Annotated in this window: 19 protein-coding genes; 11 read left to right on the forward strand and 8 right to left on the reverse strand. The window is 72.0% G+C overall.

Annotated elements, in window-relative coordinates; translation table 11 throughout:
* Nucleotides 1-60: 60 nt before the first annotated feature.
* Both BLT36_RS08735 and BLT36_RS08740 read right to left on the reverse strand, forming a co-directional pair.
* On the reverse strand, nucleotides 61-1,659 hold the full coding sequence (locus tag BLT36_RS08735; RefSeq protein ID WP_092094004.1) for a hypothetical protein: 1,599 nt from the start codon (nucleotides 1,657-1,659) through the stop codon (nucleotides 61-63).
* A 185-nt stretch (nucleotides 1,660-1,844) separates the two neighbouring features.
* The gene (locus tag BLT36_RS08740; protein WP_092094524.1) at nucleotides 1,845-3,533 is read right to left on the reverse strand and encodes a cation:proton antiporter; all 1,689 of its coding nucleotides are present in this window, start codon (nucleotides 3,531-3,533) and stop codon (nucleotides 1,845-1,847) included.
* Between the two features lie 117 nt (nucleotides 3,534-3,650).
* On the opposite strand from BLT36_RS08740, the gene BLT36_RS08745 reads away from it, so the two are divergent.
* From BLT36_RS08745 to BLT36_RS08755, 3 genes are all read left to right on the forward strand, one after another.
* Nucleotides 3,651-4,907: an inorganic phosphate transporter gene (locus tag BLT36_RS08745; protein WP_254787459.1), complete on the forward strand. Its 1,257-nt coding sequence runs from the start codon at nucleotides 3,651-3,653 to the stop codon at nucleotides 4,905-4,907.
* Nucleotides 4,907-5,203, forward strand: a complete 297-nt coding sequence (locus BLT36_RS08750) for a hypothetical protein (protein ID WP_092094007.1) — start codon at nucleotides 4,907-4,909, stop codon at nucleotides 5,201-5,203. The genes BLT36_RS08745 and BLT36_RS08750 overlap by 1 nt, the downstream gene beginning before the upstream one ends.
* A gap of 210 nt (nucleotides 5,204-5,413) precedes the next feature.
* Nucleotides 5,414-6,913 carry an aspartate ammonia-lyase gene (locus tag BLT36_RS08755; RefSeq protein WP_092094526.1) on the forward strand — a complete coding sequence of 500 codons (1,500 nt, stop codon included), beginning with the start codon at nucleotides 5,414-5,416 and terminating at the stop codon, nucleotides 6,911-6,913.
* A gap of 83 nt (nucleotides 6,914-6,996) precedes the next feature.
* Here BLT36_RS08755 and BLT36_RS08760 read toward each other — a convergent pair whose 3' ends face one another.
* Nucleotides 6,997-8,091 (reverse strand): YihY/virulence factor BrkB family protein, encoded by a 1,095-nt coding sequence (locus BLT36_RS08760; protein ID WP_092094009.1) that lies wholly within the window; start codon nucleotides 8,089-8,091, stop codon nucleotides 6,997-6,999.
* A 209-nt stretch (nucleotides 8,092-8,300) separates the two neighbouring features.
* Nucleotides 8,301-9,623 carry an MFS transporter gene (locus tag BLT36_RS08765; protein ID WP_175529550.1) on the reverse strand — a complete coding sequence of 441 codons (1,323 nt, stop codon included), beginning with the start codon at nucleotides 9,621-9,623 and terminating at the stop codon, nucleotides 8,301-8,303.
* Nucleotides 9,624-9,703: 80 nt separating this feature from the next.
* Between BLT36_RS08765 and BLT36_RS08770 the strand changes: the two genes are divergently transcribed.
* The 3 genes from BLT36_RS08770 to BLT36_RS08780 all read left to right on the forward strand — a co-directional run bounded on the left by BLT36_RS08770 (nucleotide 9,704) and on the right by BLT36_RS08780 (nucleotide 13,265).
* Nucleotides 9,704-10,075: an FKBP-type peptidyl-prolyl cis-trans isomerase gene (locus BLT36_RS08770; RefSeq protein ID WP_092094011.1), complete on the forward strand. Its 372-nt coding sequence runs from the start codon at nucleotides 9,704-9,706 to the stop codon at nucleotides 10,073-10,075.
* Nucleotides 10,075-10,911, forward strand: coding sequence for an aldo/keto reductase (locus BLT36_RS08775; protein ID WP_092094013.1), 837 nt, complete (start codon nucleotides 10,075-10,077; stop codon nucleotides 10,909-10,911). Before BLT36_RS08770 ends, BLT36_RS08775 begins: the two co-directional genes overlap by 1 nt.
* Nucleotides 10,912-11,021: 110 nt before the next feature.
* Nucleotides 11,022-13,265: a HelD family protein gene (locus BLT36_RS08780; RefSeq protein ID WP_175529551.1), complete on the forward strand. Its 2,244-nt coding sequence runs from the start codon at nucleotides 11,022-11,024 to the stop codon at nucleotides 13,263-13,265.
* Nucleotides 13,266-13,529: 264 nt separating this feature from the next.
* Here BLT36_RS08780 and BLT36_RS08785 read toward each other — a convergent pair whose 3' ends face one another.
* From BLT36_RS08785 to BLT36_RS08795, 3 genes are all read right to left on the reverse strand, one after another.
* Nucleotides 13,530-13,802: a protealysin inhibitor emfourin gene (locus BLT36_RS08785; protein ID WP_139166409.1), complete on the reverse strand. Its 273-nt coding sequence runs from the start codon at nucleotides 13,800-13,802 to the stop codon at nucleotides 13,530-13,532.
* A 67-nt stretch (nucleotides 13,803-13,869) separates the two neighbouring features.
* Complete coding sequence (locus BLT36_RS08790) at nucleotides 13,870-14,919, reverse strand: M4 family metallopeptidase (protein WP_092094018.1); 1,050 nt, start codon at nucleotides 14,917-14,919, stop codon at nucleotides 13,870-13,872.
* A 50-nt stretch (nucleotides 14,920-14,969) separates the two neighbouring features.
* Entirely contained in the window at nucleotides 14,970-16,016 is a 1,047-nt protein-coding gene (locus BLT36_RS08795) for a glycoside hydrolase family 6 protein (protein WP_092094019.1), read from the reverse strand.
* A 102-nt stretch (nucleotides 16,017-16,118) separates the two neighbouring features.
* Here BLT36_RS08795 and BLT36_RS08800 point away from each other — a divergent pair, with 102 nt between their 5' ends.
* The 5 genes from BLT36_RS08800 (at nucleotide 16,119) to BLT36_RS08815 (ending at nucleotide 19,070) form a co-directional block, all read left to right on the forward strand.
* Entirely contained in the window at nucleotides 16,119-16,565 is a 447-nt protein-coding gene (locus tag BLT36_RS08800; protein WP_092094021.1) for a VanZ family protein, read from the forward strand.
* A 144-nt stretch (nucleotides 16,566-16,709) separates the two neighbouring features.
* Entirely contained in the window at nucleotides 16,710-16,979 is a 270-nt protein-coding gene (gene rpsO, locus BLT36_RS08805; RefSeq protein WP_070416523.1) for a 30S ribosomal protein S15, read from the forward strand.
* Nucleotides 16,980-17,119: 140 nt separating this feature from the next.
* On the forward strand, nucleotides 17,120-17,755 hold the full coding sequence (locus tag BLT36_RS08810; protein ID WP_092094022.1) for a CE1759 family FMN reductase: 636 nt from the start codon (nucleotides 17,120-17,122) through the stop codon (nucleotides 17,753-17,755).
* Nucleotides 17,756-17,865: 110 nt separating this feature from the next.
* Nucleotides 17,866-18,144 carry a hypothetical protein gene (locus tag BLT36_RS18710; RefSeq protein ID WP_175529421.1) on the forward strand — a complete coding sequence of 93 codons (279 nt, stop codon included), beginning with the start codon at nucleotides 17,866-17,868 and terminating at the stop codon, nucleotides 18,142-18,144.
* Nucleotides 18,141-19,070 carry an FAD:protein FMN transferase gene (locus BLT36_RS08815; RefSeq protein ID WP_217638272.1) on the forward strand — a complete coding sequence of 310 codons (930 nt, stop codon included), beginning with the start codon at nucleotides 18,141-18,143 and terminating at the stop codon, nucleotides 19,068-19,070. Before BLT36_RS18710 ends, BLT36_RS08815 begins: the two co-directional genes overlap by 4 nt.
* A 39-nt stretch (nucleotides 19,071-19,109) precedes the next feature.
* Here BLT36_RS08815 and BLT36_RS08820 read toward each other — a convergent pair whose 3' ends face one another.
* Nucleotides 19,110-20,324 (reverse strand): coiled-coil domain-containing protein, encoded by a 1,215-nt coding sequence (locus BLT36_RS08820; protein ID WP_139166410.1) that lies wholly within the window; start codon nucleotides 20,322-20,324, stop codon nucleotides 19,110-19,112.
* Between the last annotated feature and the right edge of the window lie 270 nt (nucleotides 20,325-20,594).

Genomic DNA, 20,594 nt, shown 5'->3' on the forward strand with positions numbered 1-20,594 from the left:
CGACTCGTGCTTCGTCGCAACGTGCACACGCATCCGGACGCCCGGCTCCGGGCGCAGCGCCTACTGGCCCGCGTGCCGGCCGTGCGGACGGTCACCGTCGGACCGTGCGCCCGCGTCGGAGCCGGCTGAGGCCCTGGGCGCATCCGACCGTGGGGCGGGACGGGTGCGTGGGCCGGTGCCGGCGCCTCCAGGCCGACCGGACGGACCGGACCGGTCTCCGCTCCGCACCACGGGGATGCGGCCGGTGGGGGTGGTCTCGGTCTCGAGCCCGTCGCGGCCCCCGGTGAAGACGTCGCCGCCGACGCGGGCGTCCTCCCAGTCGTCGTCGCGGAGGACGCTGAGCGTTCCGGTCTCGGTCGAGGTGAGGCCGTGGCGCTCGAGCTCGGCGTCACGCTGCTCGCCGAGGAACTCGCGGTTCGCGGTCTGGGCGTCCTGGAACATCGTCGTGCGACCGGTGACGATCGCCCGGATGCGCCGACGCTCCCACCACATCTTCCCGAAGAACATCAGGACGAGTCCGGCGGCGGCGTAGCAGGCCATCGTGATGAGCCCGCGAGCCGGACCCGGGCCGACGCCGTAGATCTGGTGCTTGATCATGTCGACCATGCTCGAACCGACGACGACGTGGTTGAGCCACGCGAACGGCTCCGGCATGAACCACTTCGGGTAGGCGCCGCCGGAGGACGGCATCGACAGGAACACGAAGCAGATCATCGCGGGGGCGGCGATGAACCGGCCGACGAAGTAGCTCAGGCCGTTGACCGCGAGGCCGATCGCGACGATCCAGCCCCACGCGATGAGGACGAGTTCGATCCAGTGCCCGTGGATCGCACCGAGGACCGGGCCGGCCAGCGTGTTCGTGATGAGGGAGATCACGAGGCCACCGACGACGATGACCGCCATCCGGGTGCGGTGCCGGAGCGGGCCACCCATGATGCCGATGAACATCGCGACCATGTAGCCGCCGATGCACCACGCGAGCATGACGTACATGGCGACGGTGCCGTACTCGTCCCAGGCGGGGAGCGGAGCGAGTTCGGTGATCGTCGGGGCGGCGACCCCGATGCCGGTGAGCACGGTGCTCAGCGTCGCCGGAACGAGCGAGGCGACCTGGAACTGGTGTGCGCTCGCCTTGAACAGCTCGTTCGTGCTCGGGTCGTACGCCACCGCCATCGTGCCGGCGAGCACGTCGCGCTTCGCCTGGGCGAGGGAGTCGTAGACGTGGAAGACGTACTCGCCGGGGAGTGCCTTCTGGACGGCGGCGACGAGGGTCGGGTCGGAGCCCACCAGCGCGATCGGCACGTCGTGCGGGTGCGGCGAGTGGAACGCGAAGACGTAGCAGAGGCAGAAGCCGACGATGAAGAACAGCGGCATCCAGAGCTGCAGGCCGATGAGCTGCAGGGACGGGTGGAGCGTGCCGTACCACTGGCGGTACCGGCTGATGCGCTGCGGCTGCGGGACGGGAGCCTGCCGGGTGCGGGCTCCGGCACCGCCCCGGTTCGGGCGGGTACCGGCGACCGGCGCTCCCCGTCGGGGCCGCGAACCGCCTCGGGTCGAGGGGCGCGTGCTGCGGGGCTTCGGAGCGGAGTTCTGCCGCGGCCCCCCGTCACGATCCGGGAGGTCGTTGTTCCTGGGGACGTCGTTCCGCGGCGTGCTCACTCGGCAGTGCGCTCCTGTTCTGGGTCGGACGGCCAGGATACGCCCGGCACCTCGCCGCCCGCCGGGCGCGGCCCGCCGGACACGGCCCGCCGGGCGCGGCCCGCCGGGCGCCGCGTCCCGCCCGCCCGCTCAGGACCGGCTGCGCCCGCCCGCGCGGTCAGGACCGGCTGCGCCCGCCCGCGCGGTCAGGACCGGCTGCGCGACGCCTGAGCCGAGTCCATCGCGAGCTCCTCGGCGTCGAGCGTCACGAGCACACGCCGCATGACCTCCTCGTCGAGGTTCCCCTTCTCGCGCTCCTCGAGGACGATCTCGCGCCGACGGTCGAGCAGCTCGCGCCGGATGTCCTGGATCTGCGCCCCGCGGAGCCGGACGGGGGCGTTGCGCTCCTCGTCCTCCTCTTCCTCGGCGTCGCGCCGGAAGGTCTCGGCCTGCCGCTCGAGCCGGGCCTTGAGCCGGTTCACGACGGCGTTCACGGCCTCGTCACCGAGCTGCGCGGCCCAGTCGGGCCGGCGCTTCTCGAGCAGGGCGATCGCCGCCTCGGTGGTGCGCTGGTTGAGCCGCATCTCGCTGCGGACGTCCTCGTCGTCCTCGTCCGGGTCCTGCACCTTGAGCGCCCGGATGACGAACGGCAGGGTGAGCCCCTGCAGCAGGAGCGTGCCGACGGTGACGATGAACGCGATGACGAAGATGGTGTCCTGCGCGGGGATCTCCGTCGGGCTCGCCACCACGGACACGGCGGCGGCCAGGGTGACCACGCCACGCATCCCGGTCCACGAGATGACGGTGAGCTCGCGCCAGTTGAGCTTCGGCTCGGCGGTGCCGCGCAGCCAGCGGAGCGACGGGTGGCCCCGTGAGAGCTTGATCCGCAGGGGTCGGAGCCAGCGCCCGTTGATCCGGTTCCGGATGTACGACTCGAAGACGAAGGCGGGCCGGACCAGGATGACGACGACGAGCACCACGCCCGCGGCGGTCAGCGTCTGGGTGAGGCTGCGCTCGCTGACGACGAGGTCGTGCACCACGGTCTTGAGCTGCAGGCCGATGAGCGCGAAGACGAAGCCCTCGAGGATGACGTCGATGCTCGTCCACAGCGGGCGCTCCTGCAGGCGCGTCGCGTAGCCCTCCTTCGGCGAGTTGTAGCCGATGTAGAGGCCGGCGGTGACGACCGCGATGACGCCGGAGCCGGAGAGGTGCTCGGCCAGGATGTACGCGACGAACGGCAGCAGGATGCTCATGATCGTCTCGACCACGGGGTCGTTGATGCGCATCCGGATCCAGTGCACCAGGACGCCGAGCACCCCGCCGACCACGAGGCCGACGCCGATCGCGAGGCCGAAGATCCCGAGGTCCTGCCAGATCGTCAGCGAGGTCCCCGCGATGATCAGGGTGAACACCCGCACCAGGGTCAGTGACGCGGCGTCGTTGATGAGGCTCTCGCCGGACAGGACCGTCATCACGCGGCGGGGGAGCCCGAGCTTCCGGCCGATCGCGGCGGCGGACACGGCGTCCGGCGGGGCGACGATCGCGCCGAGCAGGATCGCCGCCGGCAGGGTCATGTCCGGGATGAGGAAGTACGCCACGGCTCCGACCACGAGGGCGGTGACGATGACCAGGAAGATGCCGAGTCGTCGGATCTGCTTGATCGACCCGCGGAAACTCTGCCACGACACGTCGAGCGCCGCCGAGTAGAGCAACGGCGGCAGGATCACGGTGAGGATGACCTCGGAGTCGATCTCCATCGGCGGCAGTCCGGGCAGGAACGACGCCGCCAGGGCGACCGCCGTGACGAGCAGCGGTGCGGGCAGACCCCAAGCCCGCGCGAACCCGGTCACCGTCAGCGATCCGACCAGGAGGATGAGGAGCTCGACGGTGTCCATGACCTCCATTCTCCCAGAGGCATGGGTCGGTTTCTGTACGGTCGTGCAGCGCGGGTGAACACGAGGTTGCGAACAGGGTTTGCCCTCCGGCGGTCTGATGGGGAACACTTGCCCGCGGTGGACATCACACTCATAGTCGTCCTGGTCATCGCGTTGGCCCTCTTCTTCGACTTCACAAACGGTTTTCACGACACCGCCAACGCGATGGCGACACCGATCGCCACGGGTGCGATGAAGCCCAAGGTGGCCGTCACGGTCGCCGCGGTGCTCAACCTCGTCGGCGCGTTCCTCAGTACCGCGGTGGCGACGTCGATCTCGCACGGCCTCATCAACGAGGGCCCGGGCGGGGTGGCGATCAGCCCGGAGATGATCTTCGCGGGGCTCATCGGTGCGGTCGTCTGGAACATGATCACGTGGCTGCGCGGGCTGCCGTCGTCGTCGTCGCACGCCCTCTTCGGCGGGCTCATCGGGGCGGCCATCGTCGGTGCCGGGTTCAACGCGGTGAACTACGCGGCGCTCCTCACCGTGGTGATCATCCCGGCGTTCCTCTCGCCGGTGATCGCCGCGCTGGTGTCCTTCCTCTCGACGCGCATCGCGTACCGGATCACCCGGCGTCCGGTGTTCCCGAACGAACGCGGCGGCTTCCGTTTCGGTCAGATCTTCACGAGCTCGATGGTGTCGCTCGCGCACGGCACGAACGACGCCCAGAAGACGATGGGCGTCATCACGCTGACTCTCATCGCGTCCGGAGCGCAGTCGTCGAACCAGGGCGTGCAGTTCTGGGTCATCGTCGCGTGCGCCCTGGCCATCGCCCTCGGCACGTACACCGGCGGCTGGCGCATCATCCGGACGCTCGGCTCGGGCCTCACCGAGATCCGCGCGACCCAGGGCTTCGCGGCCGAGGCGTCCACCGCGGCCACCATCCTGGCGTCGAGCCACCTCGGCTTCGCCCTCTCCACCACCCAGGTGTCGTCCGGCTCGATCATCGGCGCGGGCCTCGGCCGTCGCGGCTCGAAGATCCAGTGGTCGACGGCGGGCAAGATCGTCATCGCCTGGTTCATCACGCTGCCGGCCGCGGCCGCGGTCGGTGCGGTCGCGTCCGGCATCGCACGCTTCGGCGTGGCCGGGCTCGTCATCGACGCGGTCGTCGGCGCCGCGGTCATCCTCGGCCTGTACCTCTGGTCGCTCCGGAAGCCGCACGAGCAGGCGGCCGCGATCGAGGTCGACGTCGCAGCGAACGCGGTGCTCACCCGCAAGGAGCTCCGCGACCTGCAGCGCAAGAAGCGCGCCGAGAACGTCGCGGCACGCCGCGCCGAGCTGAGCCGCGAGCGCACACTCCGCCGGATGGCCGGACGCAAGGGAGGCCGTCGCTGATGGGCATCGACTGGTTCGCATTCTTGACGGTGGCGATCGTGTCGCTCGTCGGCGCCTGCTTCGTCGTCGCCGTCTACTCCGTCGGCCTGCGCTTCTGGAGCGCCGCCGACACCCGCGCCGGCAAGTACACCGTGCGTGAGGACGGCACCGTCGGTCCGGCCACCGCCGGGTTCCCGCTGCCCGGCTCGACGCCGCCGGGCGTCCGCCTCTTCCGCGCGCTGGCGGTCGTCTGCTTCGCGGTCTGCGCAGCAGCCGTCCTCTACGGGATCTACCTGATCGTCCCGCAGTTCCACTGACGCCGGTCGCGTGACGCGACCATCCGTCGGCCTGGAGGCGCGGAGCCAGCTGGCACCGCGCCTCCAGGCCGTCTGCTGGCCGGGTCGGGAGCCGCGTCGAGGGCGCAGCAACCGTCGCGTCCGGCGCGCCCACCCGACGGTTCCCGCTCACTCGACGACGCGCGCTGCGGACCCGGCGTCCGACCGGCCGGACGGGCTAGCCTCGTGGGCGTGACCGGCAACGAAGCAGCACAGAATCCCGGGTCAGCGACGACCCGCACCGAGACCGACTCCCTGGGATCGCGGGAGGTCCCAGCCGACGCGTACTGGGGGATCAACACCCTGCGGGCACGCGAGAACTTCCCGATCACGTCGGTACCGATCGCGGTGTACCCGGACCTCATCGAGGCCCTCGCCACCGTGAAGCAGGCCGCCGCCCGGGCGAACAAGGCGATCGGGGTGCTCGACGCCGAGCGCGCTGACGCCATCGACCGCGCCGCGCAGGAGGTCCGCGACGGTGCCCTCCGCGACCAGTTCGTCGTCGACGTGGTGCAGGGCGGCGCGGGCACGAGCACGAACATGAACACGAACGAGGTCCTGGCGAACCGGGCGCTCGAGCTCCTCGGCCGCGAGAAGGGCGACTACGGGTACCTGCACCCGATCGACCACGTGAACCGCAGCCAGTCGACCAACGACACGTACCCGACGAGCGTGAAGCTCGCGATGATCCTCGGCACGAAGCGCCTGGTCGAGCAGCTCGAGCTCCTGTCCGGGGCGTTCGCGGAGCGGGGCCGGGCGTTCCAGGACGTCCTCAAGGTCGGGCGGACGCAGCTGCAGGACGCGGTGCCGATGACGCTCGGGCAGGAGTTCACCGGGTTCGCGCACACCATCCAGGAGGACGTCCTCCTGCTCCGCACGGTGATGCCGCTGCTGGCGGAGACGAACCTCGGCGCGACGGCGATCGGTACCGGCATCACGGCCGATCCGCAGTACCGAGACGAGGTCCGGCGGCAGTTGCAGGTCGCGAGCGGCCTCGACATCGTCACGGCACCGGATCTCATCGAGGCCACGAGCGACGCCGGCTCCTTCATGACGCTGTCCGGCACGGTGAAGCGCAGCGCGGCGAAGCTCTCGAAGATCTGCAACGACCTGCGACTGCTCGCGTCCGGGCCGCAGGCGGGCCTCGGCGAGATCACGCTGCCCGCACGCCAGGCGGGGTCCTCGATCATGCCCGGCAAGGTGAACCCGGTGATCCCCGAGGTCGTGAACCAGATCGCGTTCGCGGTCGCCGGCGCGGACACCACGGTGACGATGGCGGCGGAGGGCGGGCAGCTCCAGCTCAATGCCTTCGAGCCGATCATCGCGCACTCGATCCTGCAGTCGCTGCAGTGGATGGCCCGCGGGTGCGCGACCCTCCGCGAACACTGTGTCGTCGGCATCGAGGCGAACCTTGCGAAGCTCGCGGCGCAGGTCGACACCAACGTCGGGGTCGTGACGGCACTGACGCCGTACATCGGCTACGCGGCGGCGGCGTCGATCGCGCACACGGCGCTGACGACCTCGACGCCGATCGCGACGCTCGTCACCGCGGCGGGGCTGATGGAGGAGGACCAGGTGCAGCGGGTGCTGAGCCCGGCGCGGCTGTCGGGCATCGAGCTCGCGACGGGGGCGATCCCGGTGGTCACCGAGGAGATGCTCGACGAGGCTGCCGGGCGGCCTCCGCGGCAGTAGGAGGCGTGTCCTGGCCCGGCCGCGGGCCGCGGGCCCCGGGCCAGGCCGCGGGCTCCGGCCCGGCCCCGGCCCCGGCCGCGGGCTCAGGGCATCGGGGGTTCGCCGACGCGCACCTGCTGGGACAGCTCGCGCAGGTGCTCGGCCGTCGGCGACCGGGGTTCGCCGGCCGCCGCTTCGTCCGCGGCCCGCTCCGCCGCAGCCACACGGACGTGGTGTGCGGCGGCGATGTCCTGGTCCCGCCACCGGGCGAGCGTGAAGTTCCGCGTGACGTCCCGCAGCGGGAGCCGGATCGACTCGTCCGCCTCGATGCCCGCGAGGAGCTGCCGCATCCGGATCACCTCGGAGTCGAGCTCACCGCCGACGACGAGCACGAAGTTCGAGATGTACAGGTAGACGAGCAGCAGGATCGCGCCGCCGAGCCACCCGTACGCCTTGTTCCCGCCGCCGATGGTCTCGACGTAGAGCGCGAACCCGAAGGTCGCCATCGCCCAGGTCACGATCGCGAACCCGGCACCCGCGGACACCCAGCGGAGCTGCGGCGTCTTCACGTTCGGCGTCGCGTAGTACAGGACGGCGACCATCACCACGAGGTCGACCGCGAGCACCGGCCACTTCGCGACGTTCCAGACGTCGTCGATCCAGGGCGCCCAGCCCATCTGCCGGATGACCGCGGCGGAGATGGTGGGGGTGCCGAGCAGGATGACGATCGCGATCGCGCCGCCGACCATGACGAGCAGCGTGACGAGGAGCATCATGCTGCGGAACTTCCAGATCCGGCGCCCCTCCTCGACCTCGTAGGCGGTGTTCATCGCGCGACCGAACGCGGTGGCGTAGCCGGACAGCGACCACAGCGTCAGCACGACACCGATCGTGAACCCGAGCCACGGGTTGTCGAGGGTCAGCAGCTGCCGGAGCGGCCCCTCCAGGTGCGACGCGGTCTCGGGACGCACGATGAACCCGAGCACCTCGATGATGTCGGACAGGCTGTCGCCCCGCCGGTCGACGATCGACAGCGCGGACACGACGGCGAGCGCGGTGGGGAACACCGTGAGGAGCGCGAAGAAGGTCAGGGACGCGGCCGCGTCGACAACGCGGTGCCGGATCACGGAGTGGTAGGTGCGCCGGACGACGGCGCGGACTCCCGTCCGCTGGAGGTCGCGAGATGCGCTGTCCGGCATGTGTCGTACGGTACCGGACCGGTGACGGCCTGGAGGCGCGTGGCGGGCCCGCCCCGCGCCTCCCGTCCGCCGTCCGGTCGCGTCCGGCGCCCGCTGCCGAGTCTCGGGCTGAGCGACAGGTCACGCGCGCCGCGGCCCGAGAACTGTCGCTGGGTCCGAGACTCGGTGCCGCAGGCCCGAGACTCGGTGCCGCCGCCCGAGACTCGGGGTCAGTTGGCGTGGGGGTGGCGGGCGTCGTAGCGGCGGAAGGACGGCACGAGGCGGAGGAGCAGCGCGACGAGGGCGATGATCAGCACCCCGCCGATGATCGGCGGGTACGCGATGCCCGCGGCGACCACCAGGCCCGCGTAGAGGTCGCCGAGCCGCGGCCCACCGGTGACCACCACGATGAAGATCCCCTGCAGCCGCCCGCGCATCCCGTCCGGGGACGCCGCCTGCAGGATCGTGTTCCGGAACACCGAGCTGACGTTGTCGGCACCCCCGGCGGCGGCGAGGAACAGCGCGGCGAGCCCGAGCGCGGGCAGGATGCCGACGGAGAACGACTCCCCGGAGCGCCCACCGAGCAGGTTCGCCACCGCGATGACGACGCCGAACCCGGCGATCGCGGCGCCGTACGCGGTGATGGCCCAGCCGACGGCCTCACCCTGCCGGCGGACGTGCCCGAGTGGTCCGGAGAACACGCTCGAGAGCAGGGCGCCGATCGCGTACGCGGCGGTGAGCGCCCCGACCGTGACGGCCCCGCCGCCGATCACGAGCGCGCCGATCGCTGGGAACAGCACACGCGGCTGCCCGAACGTCATCGCGATGATGTCGAGCACGAACGTCATCGTGATGTTGCGCGACTTCCGGAGGAACCTCGCCCCCTCGATCAGCGAGCCGAGCCCGGGCCGGAGGGCACCGTGCTCCGCCGCCATCCTCGGCAGCGTGAAGACCCCGAGGAACACGCAGGTGAAGAGGACCACGTCGATCGTGTAGGTCGGCGCGAACCCGACGGTCGCGATGAGGACACCGGCGACCGCTGGACCGACGGTGACCTGGAAGCCGGACGCGATCCCGCCGAGGGCGCTCGCCGCGGGGAGCAGGTCCGTGCCGACGAGACGCGGCACGATCGCCGAGCGGGAGGCGTTGCTGACGGTCGCGGCGACCGCGTTCACCGTCGCGAGCACGTAGAGGAGCACGACGCTGTGCAGCCCGAGCCACGAGTGCGTGGCGATCAGGGCCACCGCGACCCACGCGATGATCGACGACACCAGCGCGACGGTGCGCCGGTCGAAGGCGTCCGCGAGCATCCCGCCGTACAGGCCGGCCACGACCATCGGGAGCAGGGCGATGACGCCGACGAGTGCCACCGCGAAGGTCGAGTGGGTGATCTCGTACACCTCGAGGCCGACGGCCACGGTGGTCATCTGCGTGCCGATGCCGGCGATGGCGGTGCCGGCCCAGAGCCGGGCGAAGGCGGGGGAGCGACGAAGGGGGGTGAGGTCCGCGAGCAGCCGCCGTGGGCGCTCGTCGGTGGGAGTGGGTGATGTCACGGTGGAACCATTCTGGGGCCTCGGCGTCCGCTGCGCTCCTGGTGCGCGTCGGATGTGCGCTCTCTGGTTGACTGGCTGGCATGACTGACCTGAACAGCAAGCCCGAGTTCGACGCACCCGAGGGTCCTGCCCCCACCGAGCTCGTCATCACCGACATCGTGGAGGGCTCCGGCGACGTCGCCAGCGCCGGCTCGACCGTCAAGGTGCACTACGCCGGCGTCGAGTACGAGACGGGCGAGGAGTTCGACAGCTCCTGGAACCGCGGCGAGCCGATCGACTTCCCGCTCGCGGCCCTGGTGCGCGGTTGGCAGGAGGGCATCCCCGGCATGAAGGTCGGCGGGCGCCGCAAGCTCGTCGTCCCGCCGGAGCTCGCCTACGGCCCGGCCGGCGGCGGCCACTTCCTCTCCGGCAAGACCCTGATCTTCGTGATCGACCTGCTCGGGGTCCGCTGATGCAGGTCGGTGCCCCGACGATCGAGCTGAACGACGGCCACCGCTTCCCGGAGCTCGGCCTCGGTACCTACGGCCTGAACGGCGACGAGGGTGCAGCAGCCGTCGGCACCGCGATCGCCGGCGGCTACCGGCTCCTCGACACCGCGCTCAACTACGGCAACGAGGACGCCGTCGGCAGGGCGGTCCGCGAGTCCGAGGTGGCGCGTGAGGACCTCGTCGTCACGTCGAAGCTCCCGGGTCGGCACCACGGCTACGACGAGGCGCACCGATCGATCGACGAGACGCTCGGCAACCTCGGGCTCGACCACGTCGACCTGTACCTGATCCACTGGCCGAACCCGTCGGTGGGCAAGTTCGTCGAGACGTGGAAGGCGTTCGTCGACCTGCGCGACAGCGGCAAGGTCCGCTCGATCGGCGTCTCGAACTTCACGCCCGAGCACCTCAGCCGGATCGTCGACGCCACCGGGGTCGCACCCGCCGTCAACCAGGTGGAGCTGCACCCGTACTTCCCGCAGGCGGAACTGCGGAAGGTGCACCAGGAACTCGGCATCGTGACCGAGAGCTGGAGCCCGCTCGGGACGGGGTCGGACCTGCTCACCGCACAGCCGATCCTCGACGCGGCGGGCGCCCACGGCGTGACCCCCGGACAGGTCGTGCTGCGGTGGCACGTGCAGATCGGCGCCGTCCCGGTGCCGAAGTCGGGCGACGCCGGACGGCAGCGCGAGAACCTCGACGTGTTCGGCTTCGAGCTGACCGACGACGAGGTCGCTGCGATCACCGCGCTCGAGCGCGGACGGCTCTGGGACGCCGACCCGGACACCCACGAAGAGATGTGACGGGCTCCGCTGCGCAGGCCGGTCGGTGAGCCCGTCCGTCCTGCGCAGCGGTGCGGTCCCGACGCTCGGCGGGACTACACTGGACACCCCTCTTTCCCGAAGGGTTGTGTGTGTCCGAACCGACCGAGATCGACCGCGAGCGTGGCTACGTCGACGGGCTCTTCGCCCGTCTCGACGAACTGACCGCCGAGGCCGAACAACGACTCACCGAGACCCGTCGCCAGGCCGTCGGCGGGAACCACCAGAGCCGCAGCGAGCGTGACGCGTTCGCCCGGCTCTACGAGGACACCATCGCAACGCTGGACCGCGTCGGCGACCGGCTGGTGTTCGGCCGCCTCGAGGTCTCCGAGCCGGACTCCGACGAGGACACCTTCCGCTACATCGGCCGTGTGGGCCTGCGGGACGCCGACCACCGCCCACTGCTGCTCGACTGGCGCGTTCCCGGTGCGAGCGCCTTCTACCAGGCCACTGCGGCGCACCCGATGGGCATGCGCGCCCGTCGGCACCTGACGCTCGAGGGCCGCCACGTCGTCGGCATCGAGGACGAGGTCTTCGACGCCAGCCTCTACGACGACGAGCGCACGCACCTGCAGGGCGAGGGGGCGCTCCTCGCGGCCGTCACCGCCGAGCGGACCGGGCGGATGACCGACATCGTCGCCACGATCCAGGGCGAGCAGGACCGCATCATCCGCTCCCCGCTCGAGGGCGTCCTCATCGTGCAGGGCGGCCCCGGCACCGGCAAGACCGCCGTCGCGCTGCACCGCGCCGCGTACCTGCTGTACTCCTACCGCGAGCGGCTCCGGGGCTCCGGCGTGCTCATGGTCGGCCCATCGCCCGCGTTCCTCACGTACATCGAGCAGGTGCTGCCGTCGCTCGGTGAGACGGGCGTCGTGATGGCCTCCCTCGGGTCGCTCTACCCGGGTGTGCACGCGACGAAGCACGACCGGCGGGACGTCGCCGCGGTGAAGGGCTCCGCCGAGATGGCCGCGCTCCTGCGCCGCGCCGTGAAGTCCCGCCAGGTCGTCCCGACCGAGTCCGTCACGCTCGACGTCGAGGGCGAGCGCCTCGTCGTGCCGCCGGCGCTCGTCGCCGACGCGATGAAGCGGGCGCAGGACCGCGGCAAGCCGCACAACGCGGCCCGGGTCACGTTCAACAAGATCGCCCTCGACTCGATGGTGCGTCTGCTCGCGGACCAGCTGCGGGAGCGCGGGACCGCCGTCGACGAGGCGGACGAGAAGGTCCTGCGTGAGGACATCCGGTCCTCCTACGACGCCCGCGTGCTCCTCAACACCGCGTGGCTGCCGCTGCCGCCGGAGAAGTTCCTCGAGGACCTCTTCGCCCGGCCGAACTGGCTCGCCTCGCTCACCCCGCACTGGACCCCGGAGCGCCGGGCCCTGCTCGAGCGTCCGCGCGGCGCCGGCTTCACGGTCGAGGACGTCCCGCTCCTCGACGAGGCCGCAGAACTGCTCGGCCCGTTCGACCCCACCGGCGGTGCGGCGAAGCGCGCGGCCAAGGCCAGTCGGAACCGCGACATCGAGAACGCCCGGCAGGCCATCGAGAACATGGGCGTCGAGGGCATCGTCACCGCGGAACAGGTCGCCGGGTCCTTCGCCGAGGGCGGCGACGCCCGCACCACCGCCGAGCGTGCCGCCGAGGACCGCGAGTGGACCTACGGGCACATCGTCGTCGACGAGGCTCAGGAGCTCTCGCCGATGCAGTGGCGGGTCCTCGCGCGGCGCAACCCGCTCCGCTCGTTCACGATCGTCGGGGACATGGCGCAGGGGTCCTCGCCCGGGGCCGCCCGCACCTGGGACGACGTCATCGGCGCGCTCGCCCGTCGCCGTCGGGGTCGCGCCCCCGAGGTGCCGATCGCGCACCGCGTCGAGGAGCTCACGGTGAACTACCGCACCCCGCGGTCCATCGTCGAGGCTGCGGGGGAGTTCGCGGACGCCGCCGGACTCGCCGTCACCCGGACCGAGGCCGTCCGCGACGGCGACCCGGTCGGGCGCGTGCGGGTGGACCGTGCCGACGTGCTCGACACCGTCGCCCGTGTGGTGGACAGCGAGCGCGACCGGATCGGCAGCGGCACCATCGGTGTCATCGTCCCCGAGGCCGACGTCGACGCCGTCCGGCAGCGGCTCGCCCGGACCGAGGCCGACGTCCGTTCCCTCGGCTCGCCGCGACCCGGCTCCGTCACGGTGCTGACCGGCGCGGACGCGAAGGGTCTCGAGTTCGACGGCGTGCTGCTCGTCGACCCGGAGCGGGTCGGCGCGGACGCCGCGCGGGCGGCGGCGGCCGTGTACGTCGCGATGACGCGGCCGACGCGTCGGCTGACCGTCATCGACGTGGCCTGATCCGTCCGGGCCGGGAGGCGCGTGGCGGGCCCGCCACGCGCCTCCCGGCCCGACCTGGTCGCGTCTGCGGCCGCCCGCGTCGCGTCTGCGGCCGACCGTCGGTTTCGCGAAGGCGACAGTCGGGCGCCACTTCGTCCGGACCGCCGCGCGAAAGCGACAGGTTGCTGCGGTCTCACGCGCCGATCTGTCGCTTTCGTGCCGAGGCGTGGACGGTGGTCGCCGAGGCATGGACGGCGGTCGGCGGTCGGCGGGACCGGCGCCGCGTCAGACCTGGTCGCCCTCGTCGCGCACCCGGGCGACCAACCGGGCCCACGGGCCCTCGAGGCTGCTGCCCGGGATCGTCACCGTCGTGCGCTCCACGGTGATCGTCCACGTGAAGTCGTCGCGCACCGCTGGGTTCGGAGTGGGCGGGGCGCCCTGGGGCAGGGCATCGACGAGGTCGGACCAGCCGGCCGGATCGTCGCACGAGTCGGTGTCGACGCGCCAGCCCCGCGTGGTGCCGGCGAAGCCCCCGGTGCGGCGGACGTCGATGTGCATGCCACCGACGGTACGCCGCGGGCCCGGCGCCGTCGAGCGACCGGTGCCGTCGAGCACGTCGGCGGGGTCAGCTGAGCACGCCGACCGTCCGCCAGGCGGTCTGCACCGCGGCCTGCTCGGTCGAACCCTGGCCGAACCGGGCGCCGGCGGCGTCGACCGTCACCCGTGCGAACCCGGCGAAGTCGATCGAGGCCGTGACGGCGTCCGAGGTGAGGGCGTCCCACCAGACGGCACCCGCCCCCTCCCAGGCGTTGCCCCCGATCGCGGTGGCCGCGAGGTGGAAGGCGTGGTTCGGGATGCCCGAGTTCGTGTGCACCCCGCCGTCGTCCTCGGTCGTGTCGACGTACCCGGCCATCGTCGCGGGCTGCGGGTCCTTGCCGAGCACCGGATCGTCGTAGGCCGTTCCCGGCGCCTTCATGGACCGGAGTGCGACCCCGTGCACCGCGGCGGTGAAGAGCCCCTCGCCGATGAGCCACGAGGCCTGCTCGGCGCTCTGGCGGCGTGCGTACTGGGCGACGAGGGAGCCGAACACGTCACTGATCGACTCGTTGAGCGCCCCGGACTGCCCCTGGTACGTCAGGTCTGCCGTGTACTGGGTGACGCCGTGCGCCAGTTCGTGTCCGATCACGTCGACGGCGATCGTGAAGCGGTTGAAGACCTCGCCGTCCCCGTCGCCGAACACCATCCGGCTGCCGTCCCAGTAGGCGTTGTCGTAGTCCTGTCCGTAGTGGACCGTGGCGTCGAGGGGCAGTCCGGCGCCGTCGATCGACACGCGGCCGAACACCTCGAGCCAGAACGCGTGGGTGTCGCCGAGGCCGCTGTACGCCTCGTCCACCGCGGCGTCGCCGGACTCCGGGTCGCCCTCGTGCCGGACGGCCGTGCCCGGCAGGGTGGTGGACCCGTGCGCGTCGGAGATGGTCCGCTGCGGGGAGCGGTTCGCCGTCCCGCTGACGCCCCGGGGCCGGACGCGGTGATCGTGCTTCGGCTGCTGCACGGTGGCGAGTGCCGCGAGGGCCGTCCGGGCACCTTCGGCCGCACGGGGGAACGCGTCGGCGTCGGCGACGGCGCGGAGGAGGTAGGGCGGGACGACGGAGCGGAGGCGGCCGGTCGGGGTCATGCCGTCATGCAACCACCGGGCACCGACAGCGCGGTCACCGCGGCCCCGGGTCAGTCCCGTTTGCGGTTCTCGACGAGACCGAGGGCGTAGGACTCCCACCACTGCCCGGCCGCGGGGCCGCCGTTGCAGGTGCCGTCGCTCAGCCCGGGCGTCTTCACCCAGAGCAGGGCGTCGAGCCGGGTGGAACCCTGGGTGACGCGCGGGGTCTGCCCGAGGCCGGCGCCGTCCGGGTTGCACCACGTGCCGCGCCAGCCCTGGCCGTTGCGCGAGACGTCGATGACGAAGTGCGGGTCGCCGCCGATCGCGTCCGCGAGCTCGTCGGCGTAGGCGCGCTCCTGGTCGACCCGGTAGAAGTTCGACACGTTCGTGAAGAACCCCTGCGTCCGGTCCACCCCGGCCTCGCGCAACCACTTCGCCATCGTCGCGGTCGGCACGCGGTTCTCGTTGCCGCCGTCGAGGTAGACGGTGAGCCCGTGGCCGGTCAGTTCGCCCACGGCTTTCCGGAGCAGCGGGAGCCGCTCGTCCTCGAGCCGCTTGCACACCTGGATCTGGGCGATGGCGTCGGGTTCGACGAGCACGACCGCCTTCGAGCCGGCCATCGCCTGGACAGCGGCGCGGACCCACGGCAGGTACGCGCTCGCCTCGGTCCCGCCCTTCGAGTAGCTGCCGCAGTCGCGGTCGGGGACGTTGTACAGCACGAACACCGGGGTCTCCCGCTGGCGTTCGGCGCTCCGGACGACGTCGCGGATCGTCTCGCGCGTCTTCGGGATCGACGTGTTCGTGAGCCACGTCGCGATGGGCTGGTCGGCGATCACGGCGATCTTCGCGGCCGTGGTGTCCTGCCCGTCGGCCCGCGCCTCGGCCTCGCGCTTGCCGGGTTGGTTCTCGTCGGCGGGTTGCTTCGCGAGGCCGCCCGGGAACGCCTCGGCGGCGGTCTTCCGCTCGGCCACCTGACGTCCGCCGGTGTCCCGGGTCTGGGGGAGCACGAGGACGAGCGTGGTGACGAGCGCCGCCACCACGACCGCGCCCAGGCCGATCCAGAGCCACTGGCGCCGCGCGGTGTCACGGCGTGCACGGGTTCCCTCGACACTCGGCATGGGTCCATGCTCGCAGGTGCGACGGGCTGACGCCCAGCCCCGCCGGGCGTTCCCCCAGGACGGGTGCTGGTTCCTGCCAGGCGCGTCCCCCAGACTGTCCGGATGTTCCGGAAGCTCCTCCTCCTCGCCCTCACCGCGGCGTACGCCTGGGTGATCTGGCGGATGACGCTGACACCGCAGGTGTTCACGTCCGCCCAGAACTCCCTCGTGCTGCACGCGATCGCGTGGGTGCAGCAGCTCCCGCACGGCACGTGGTTCACCTACGAGCGCACCGAGTTCCTCGCGAACATCGCCATGTTCGTCCCGGTCGGCATGCTCGCTGCGCTGTGGCTGCCCCGCCGCTGGTGGTTCCTCGGCGCCGTGGTCGGCGTCGCGCTCTCCGCCGGCATCGAGGTCGCGCAGGCCGTGTACCTGCCGGCACGCGTTGCCGACCCGCGGGACGTGCTCTCGAACGGCCTCGGTGGCCTGCTCGGGGCCACGGTCGTCGGGCTCTTCCGCAGTCTGCTCCCGGCCCCGCGACGCCGTCGGCTGCGCGCCCGCACGGCCTGACCGGGCGCCCGCACCGCCTGACCGGGCGCCCGCACCGCCTGACTCTCTGGTAGTCTTCTCCGGTTGCCGTCGAACGGCCGCGGACAAAGAGCGCTCACGCATTCGGTGTGGGCACCGCGCAACGGACAGGAAGGGGATCTACCTATGGCACTTGACGCGAAGGTCAAGCAGGAGATCATCGAAGAGTACGCGACCCACCCGGGCGACACCGGATCCCCCGAGGTCCAGGTCGCCGTTCTGACTCGTCGCATCAACGACCTGAACGAGCACCTCAAGGAGCACAAGCACGACCACCACTCGCGTCGTGGTCTGCTGCTCATGGTCGGTCAGCGTCGCCGTCTCCTCGGCTACCTCTCCGACGTCGACATCGCCCGCTACCGTGCGCTCATCGAGCGTCTCGGCCTGCGTCGCTAGTCGACCGAACACGCTTGACCGAACGCCCCGGTCCTCTTCGGAGGACCGGGGCGTTCTCCGTTCGGAGCGCGGGAATGCCCGCGTCCGGTTGCCGGTTCGATAGGATGTTCATGCAAACGCATCGAAAGTCGGGACCCATCATGACCACCATCGCCGTCGTCTCCGCCGGACTCTCCGAGCCCAGCTCCACCCGCCTCCTCGCCGACCGCCTGGCCGAGGCCACCGTCGCGTCGCTCGGCACGCCGGATGCACCCGGGCTGCCGGGAGGCACGGTGACGGTCCTCCACGTCGACCTGCGTCCGCTGGCGCACGAGATCACCGACGCGATGCTCACCGGGTTCGCGGCGCCGGCCCTGTCCGCCGCCATGGCGACCATCGTCGAGGCCGACGCGGTCGTCTTCGTCACCCCGATCTTCACGGCCGGCGTGAGCGGGCTCGCGAAGTCCTTCCTCGACGTCCTCGACAAGGACTCGCTCGGTGACATGCCCGTGCTGCTCGGTGCCACGGGCGGCACCGCGCGGCACTCGCTCGCGATCGACCACGCGCTCCGGCCGGTGTTCGCCTACCTCCGGGCTGCGGTGGTGCCGACCGGCGTGTTCGCCGCGACGGACGACTGGGGGAGTGCCGGTGACTCCGCCGCCCTGGACGGACGCATCCGCCGGGCGGGAGCCGACCTCGCCTGGGCGATCCGCGCCTCCCGTCGGACCCCGCAGGAAGCCGACGCGCTCCCCGCGACCGCGGACTTCGCGTCCCTGCTCGGCGGTCTCGGCCACTGAGCCCACGCGCTCTTAGCCGGAGCACAGGGGTCGTCCGGCCACGGTGCAGCCGGTGCCCGGGTGGTTCATCGGCGCGCTCGGGAACCTCGTCCTGACGACGAGGAGGACCGATGAACAGCAGCAGGAACGGCAGACGGACCCGGACGACGAGTGCGCTCGTCACCGTGGGCGGGCTGGTGGTCGCCGCGGTGACCGGAGCCGGCGTGTGGTTCGGGCACGAGCAGGGCGGGACGACCGACAGCAGCACGTCCACCGAGAGCAGCACGTCGACGGGCACGTCGAGCGACACCGGCTCGTCGAGCGACAGCAGCACGTCGAGCGATCAGGGCGTCAGCTCGGGGAACTCGAGCAGCACGGGCAGTTCCGACGCGACGACGACGGGATCGTGACCGTGCGAGCCGCAGCCGAGTGGGACCTCTGGACCACCACCGCCCGCGTCGTCCTCGACCACCGGGACCGTCGCCACCTCGAGGCCGCCGAGTCGTGCGTCCGCCGCGTCACCGCTGCGGTCGAGGCCGCGTGCAGCCGGTTCCGCGCCGATTCGGAACTCGTGGCCCGCGCCGACGAGCTCGTCCGCGGGGCCGAGGTCTCGCCGCTCCTCGCCGCCCTCGTCCACCAGGCGCTCGACGCCGCGCGGGCCTCCGACGGCGACGTCGACCCCACTCTCGGCGCCCGCATGGTGTCGCTCGGCTACGACGCCGCCTTCGCGGACGCTGCGCCCGTCCCGCCCTCGGAGTCGATCGCCCGGCAGCTCGACGGTCGGCCCGCGTGGCAGCGGGTCCTGCTCTCCGGCACGTTCCTCCGCGTCCCCGAGGATGTGACGCTCGACCTCGGTGCGACGGCGAAGGCAGCCGCCGCCGACATGGCCGCGGCGAGCATCACCGCGCGGCTGGGGATCGGTGCGCTCGTGTCGCTCGGCGGGGACGTCGCGACGGCGGGACCGGAGCCGTCGGGCGGGTGGCAGGTGCGGGTGCAGGACCTCGACGGCGATCCGGTGGACCGCGTGCGGCTCGGTTCCGGGTGGTCCGTGGCGACCTCCAGCACGCAGAAGCGCCGGTGGGAGCAGGACGGTCACCAGCGGCACCACATCCTCGACCCGAGGTGGGGACTCCCAGCGGAACCGGTGTGGCGCACGGTGACGGTGGTCGCACCGTCGTGCGTCACGGCGAACACGATGACGACCGCGGCGATCGTCCGTGGGCGAGGGGCTCCCGAGATGCTGCGACGGAGCGGACGGGCCGCGCGACTCGTGGCCGCGGACGGCTCGGTGGTGCGGCTCGGCGGGTGGCCCGCGGAGGACTCCGCGGCCGCGTGACCAGCGCGCCCGCGCGGTCCCGGCGATCTGCGCTCCGGCTCAGTACCAGTGCGGGTTGACGCTCATCTCGTGGTCCCACGCGCCGCAGGGCGACCCGTACGCGCTCTTGATGTACGCCAGACCCCAGTTGATCTGCGTCGCGGCGTTCGTGCGCCAGTCGGCCCCGGCAGCGGACATCTTGTCCGCCGGGAGCGACTGCGGGATGCCGTACGCCCCGCTCGACGCGTTCAGGGCGTTCGCTCGCCAGCCGGACTCCTGCGTCCACAGCGACACCAGACACGAGAACTGGTCGGACCCCCAGCCGTACCCCCCGATGGCGCTCCGCGCGTACGCCTGCGCGCCCGCCGGGTCGACGACGACGCCCCCGGTGCTCGGGTAGGACGTGCCCGTCCCGCCGCTGGTGGCGCCGCTGGAGCTGCCGCTCGTCCCGGTGGCCGGGGCGGCCGCCGCGGCCGCCTGTGCTCGTGCGGCCGCCTCGCGCTTCCGCTGCTGCTCGGCCTTCTGCGCCGCGACCCGCTGCCCGAGCTCGTAGCGCTCCTCGGTCGAGGCGGTGGTGTCCTTGAGTGCGGCGAGCTGCGCGTACAGCTCGTCGCTGTGCTGCTGCGTGTCCGCGACCGCGGCGTTCGCGACGGCCTCGGCGTCCTTCGCGGCGCTCGCCTTCGTCTCGGCGGCGTCGGCCAGGTCGGCCCGCTCGTCCTCGGCTCGGGTCGCCTGCGCGTGCAGCGACGACGCGGTCTTCGCCGCGACGGACGCGTCGTCCATCACGCCGGCCCACGTCGACGACAGCTGATCGAGCGCGCCGAGCTGGTAGAGGAGCTGGTCCGGGTTCTTCGCGGTCGCGATGCGCGTGGTCATCTCGTTCGAGCTGCCGTCGCGGTACAGGTTCGCGGCCAGCTGGCCGGCGCGCTGCTGGGCGCGGTCCGCGGTCTTCGTCGCCTGGTCGGCCTGGGCCTGGAGGCTCGTGGCGGCCTGGGTGGCGGAGGCCAGGTCCGCCTCGGCACGGTCTGCCTTCTCGGAGGCGTCGAGCGCCGCCTGCGACTTCGCCGCAGCGGCCGCCTGCACCTCCTGCAGGGCGGACTGCACGCGGGCCACCTCGGTCTTCTTGGACTGCTCGTTGCCCTTGGCTCGCTGCACGTCCTGCCAGCTCGGGTACTCCGTCGCGCTCGCCTGGAGTGCGGTGACGACGGGGGCGACGAGCGCGCCGACGACCACTGCGGCCGCGACGAACAAGCCCCGGGAAGGGGTGAGGCGCATGGGTGCAGGCTAGCGGGGACACGCCCGTTCGCCCTGAGCCTCGCCGCTGTTTGCCTGCGGACTGGTAAAGTCCATCCCGTCCGGGGACCGTTTCCCCGGGCAGTACGACAAACACTGCGCAGGCCGGGCACGGAGCTGGTCATCGGTGGTGGCTCGCGGGCCGGACGGTTTCCCGAGTGCTTCTACTGCTGGCCAGACATGCGTCCCGATCACCTCGGCGCGCACGCACCCACCGGGTGCCGTCGCCCCAGCCTGCCGAACACATCAAGG

The organism is Curtobacterium sp. UNCCL20 (assembly GCF_900101675.1).
Classification (GTDB): Bacteria; Actinomycetota; Actinomycetes; order Actinomycetales; family Microbacteriaceae; genus Curtobacterium.

Bases quoted from the DNA above. Each gene is read 5' to 3' on its own strand.
- BLT36_RS08740 (WP_092094524.1), bottom strand. From the start codon at position 3,533: ATGGACACCGTCGAGCTCCTCATCCTCCTGGTCGGATCGCTGACGGTG.
- BLT36_RS08750 (WP_092094007.1), top strand. From the start codon at position 4,907: ATGGGCATCGACTGGTTCGCATTCTTGACGGTGGCGATCGTGTCGCTC.
- BLT36_RS08760 (WP_092094009.1), bottom strand. From the start codon at position 8,091: ATGCCGGACAGCGCATCTCGCGACCTCCAGCGGACGGGAGTCCGCGCC.
- BLT36_RS08770 (WP_092094011.1), top strand. From the start codon at position 9,704: ATGACTGACCTGAACAGCAAGCCCGAGTTCGACGCACCCGAGGGTCCT.
- BLT36_RS08775 (WP_092094013.1), top strand. From the start codon at position 10,075: ATGCAGGTCGGTGCCCCGACGATCGAGCTGAACGACGGCCACCGCTTC.
- BLT36_RS08785 (WP_139166409.1), bottom strand. From the start codon at position 13,802: ATGCACATCGACGTCCGCCGCACCGGGGGCTTCGCCGGCACCACGCGG.
- BLT36_RS08790 (WP_092094018.1), bottom strand. From the start codon at position 14,919: ATGACCCCGACCGGCCGCCTCCGCTCCGTCGTCCCGCCCTACCTCCTC.
- BLT36_RS08795 (WP_092094019.1), bottom strand. From the start codon at position 16,016: ATGCCGAGTGTCGAGGGAACCCGTGCACGCCGTGACACCGCGCGGCGC.
- BLT36_RS08800 (WP_092094021.1), top strand. From the start codon at position 16,119: ATGTTCCGGAAGCTCCTCCTCCTCGCCCTCACCGCGGCGTACGCCTGG.
- rpsO (WP_070416523.1), top strand. From the start codon at position 16,710: ATGGCACTTGACGCGAAGGTCAAGCAGGAGATCATCGAAGAGTACGCG.
- BLT36_RS08810 (WP_092094022.1), top strand. From the start codon at position 17,120: ATGACCACCATCGCCGTCGTCTCCGCCGGACTCTCCGAGCCCAGCTCC.
- BLT36_RS18710 (WP_175529421.1), top strand. From the start codon at position 17,866: ATGAACAGCAGCAGGAACGGCAGACGGACCCGGACGACGAGTGCGCTC.
- BLT36_RS08820 (WP_139166410.1), bottom strand. From the start codon at position 20,324: ATGCGCCTCACCCCTTCCCGGGGCTTGTTCGTCGCGGCCGCAGTGGTC.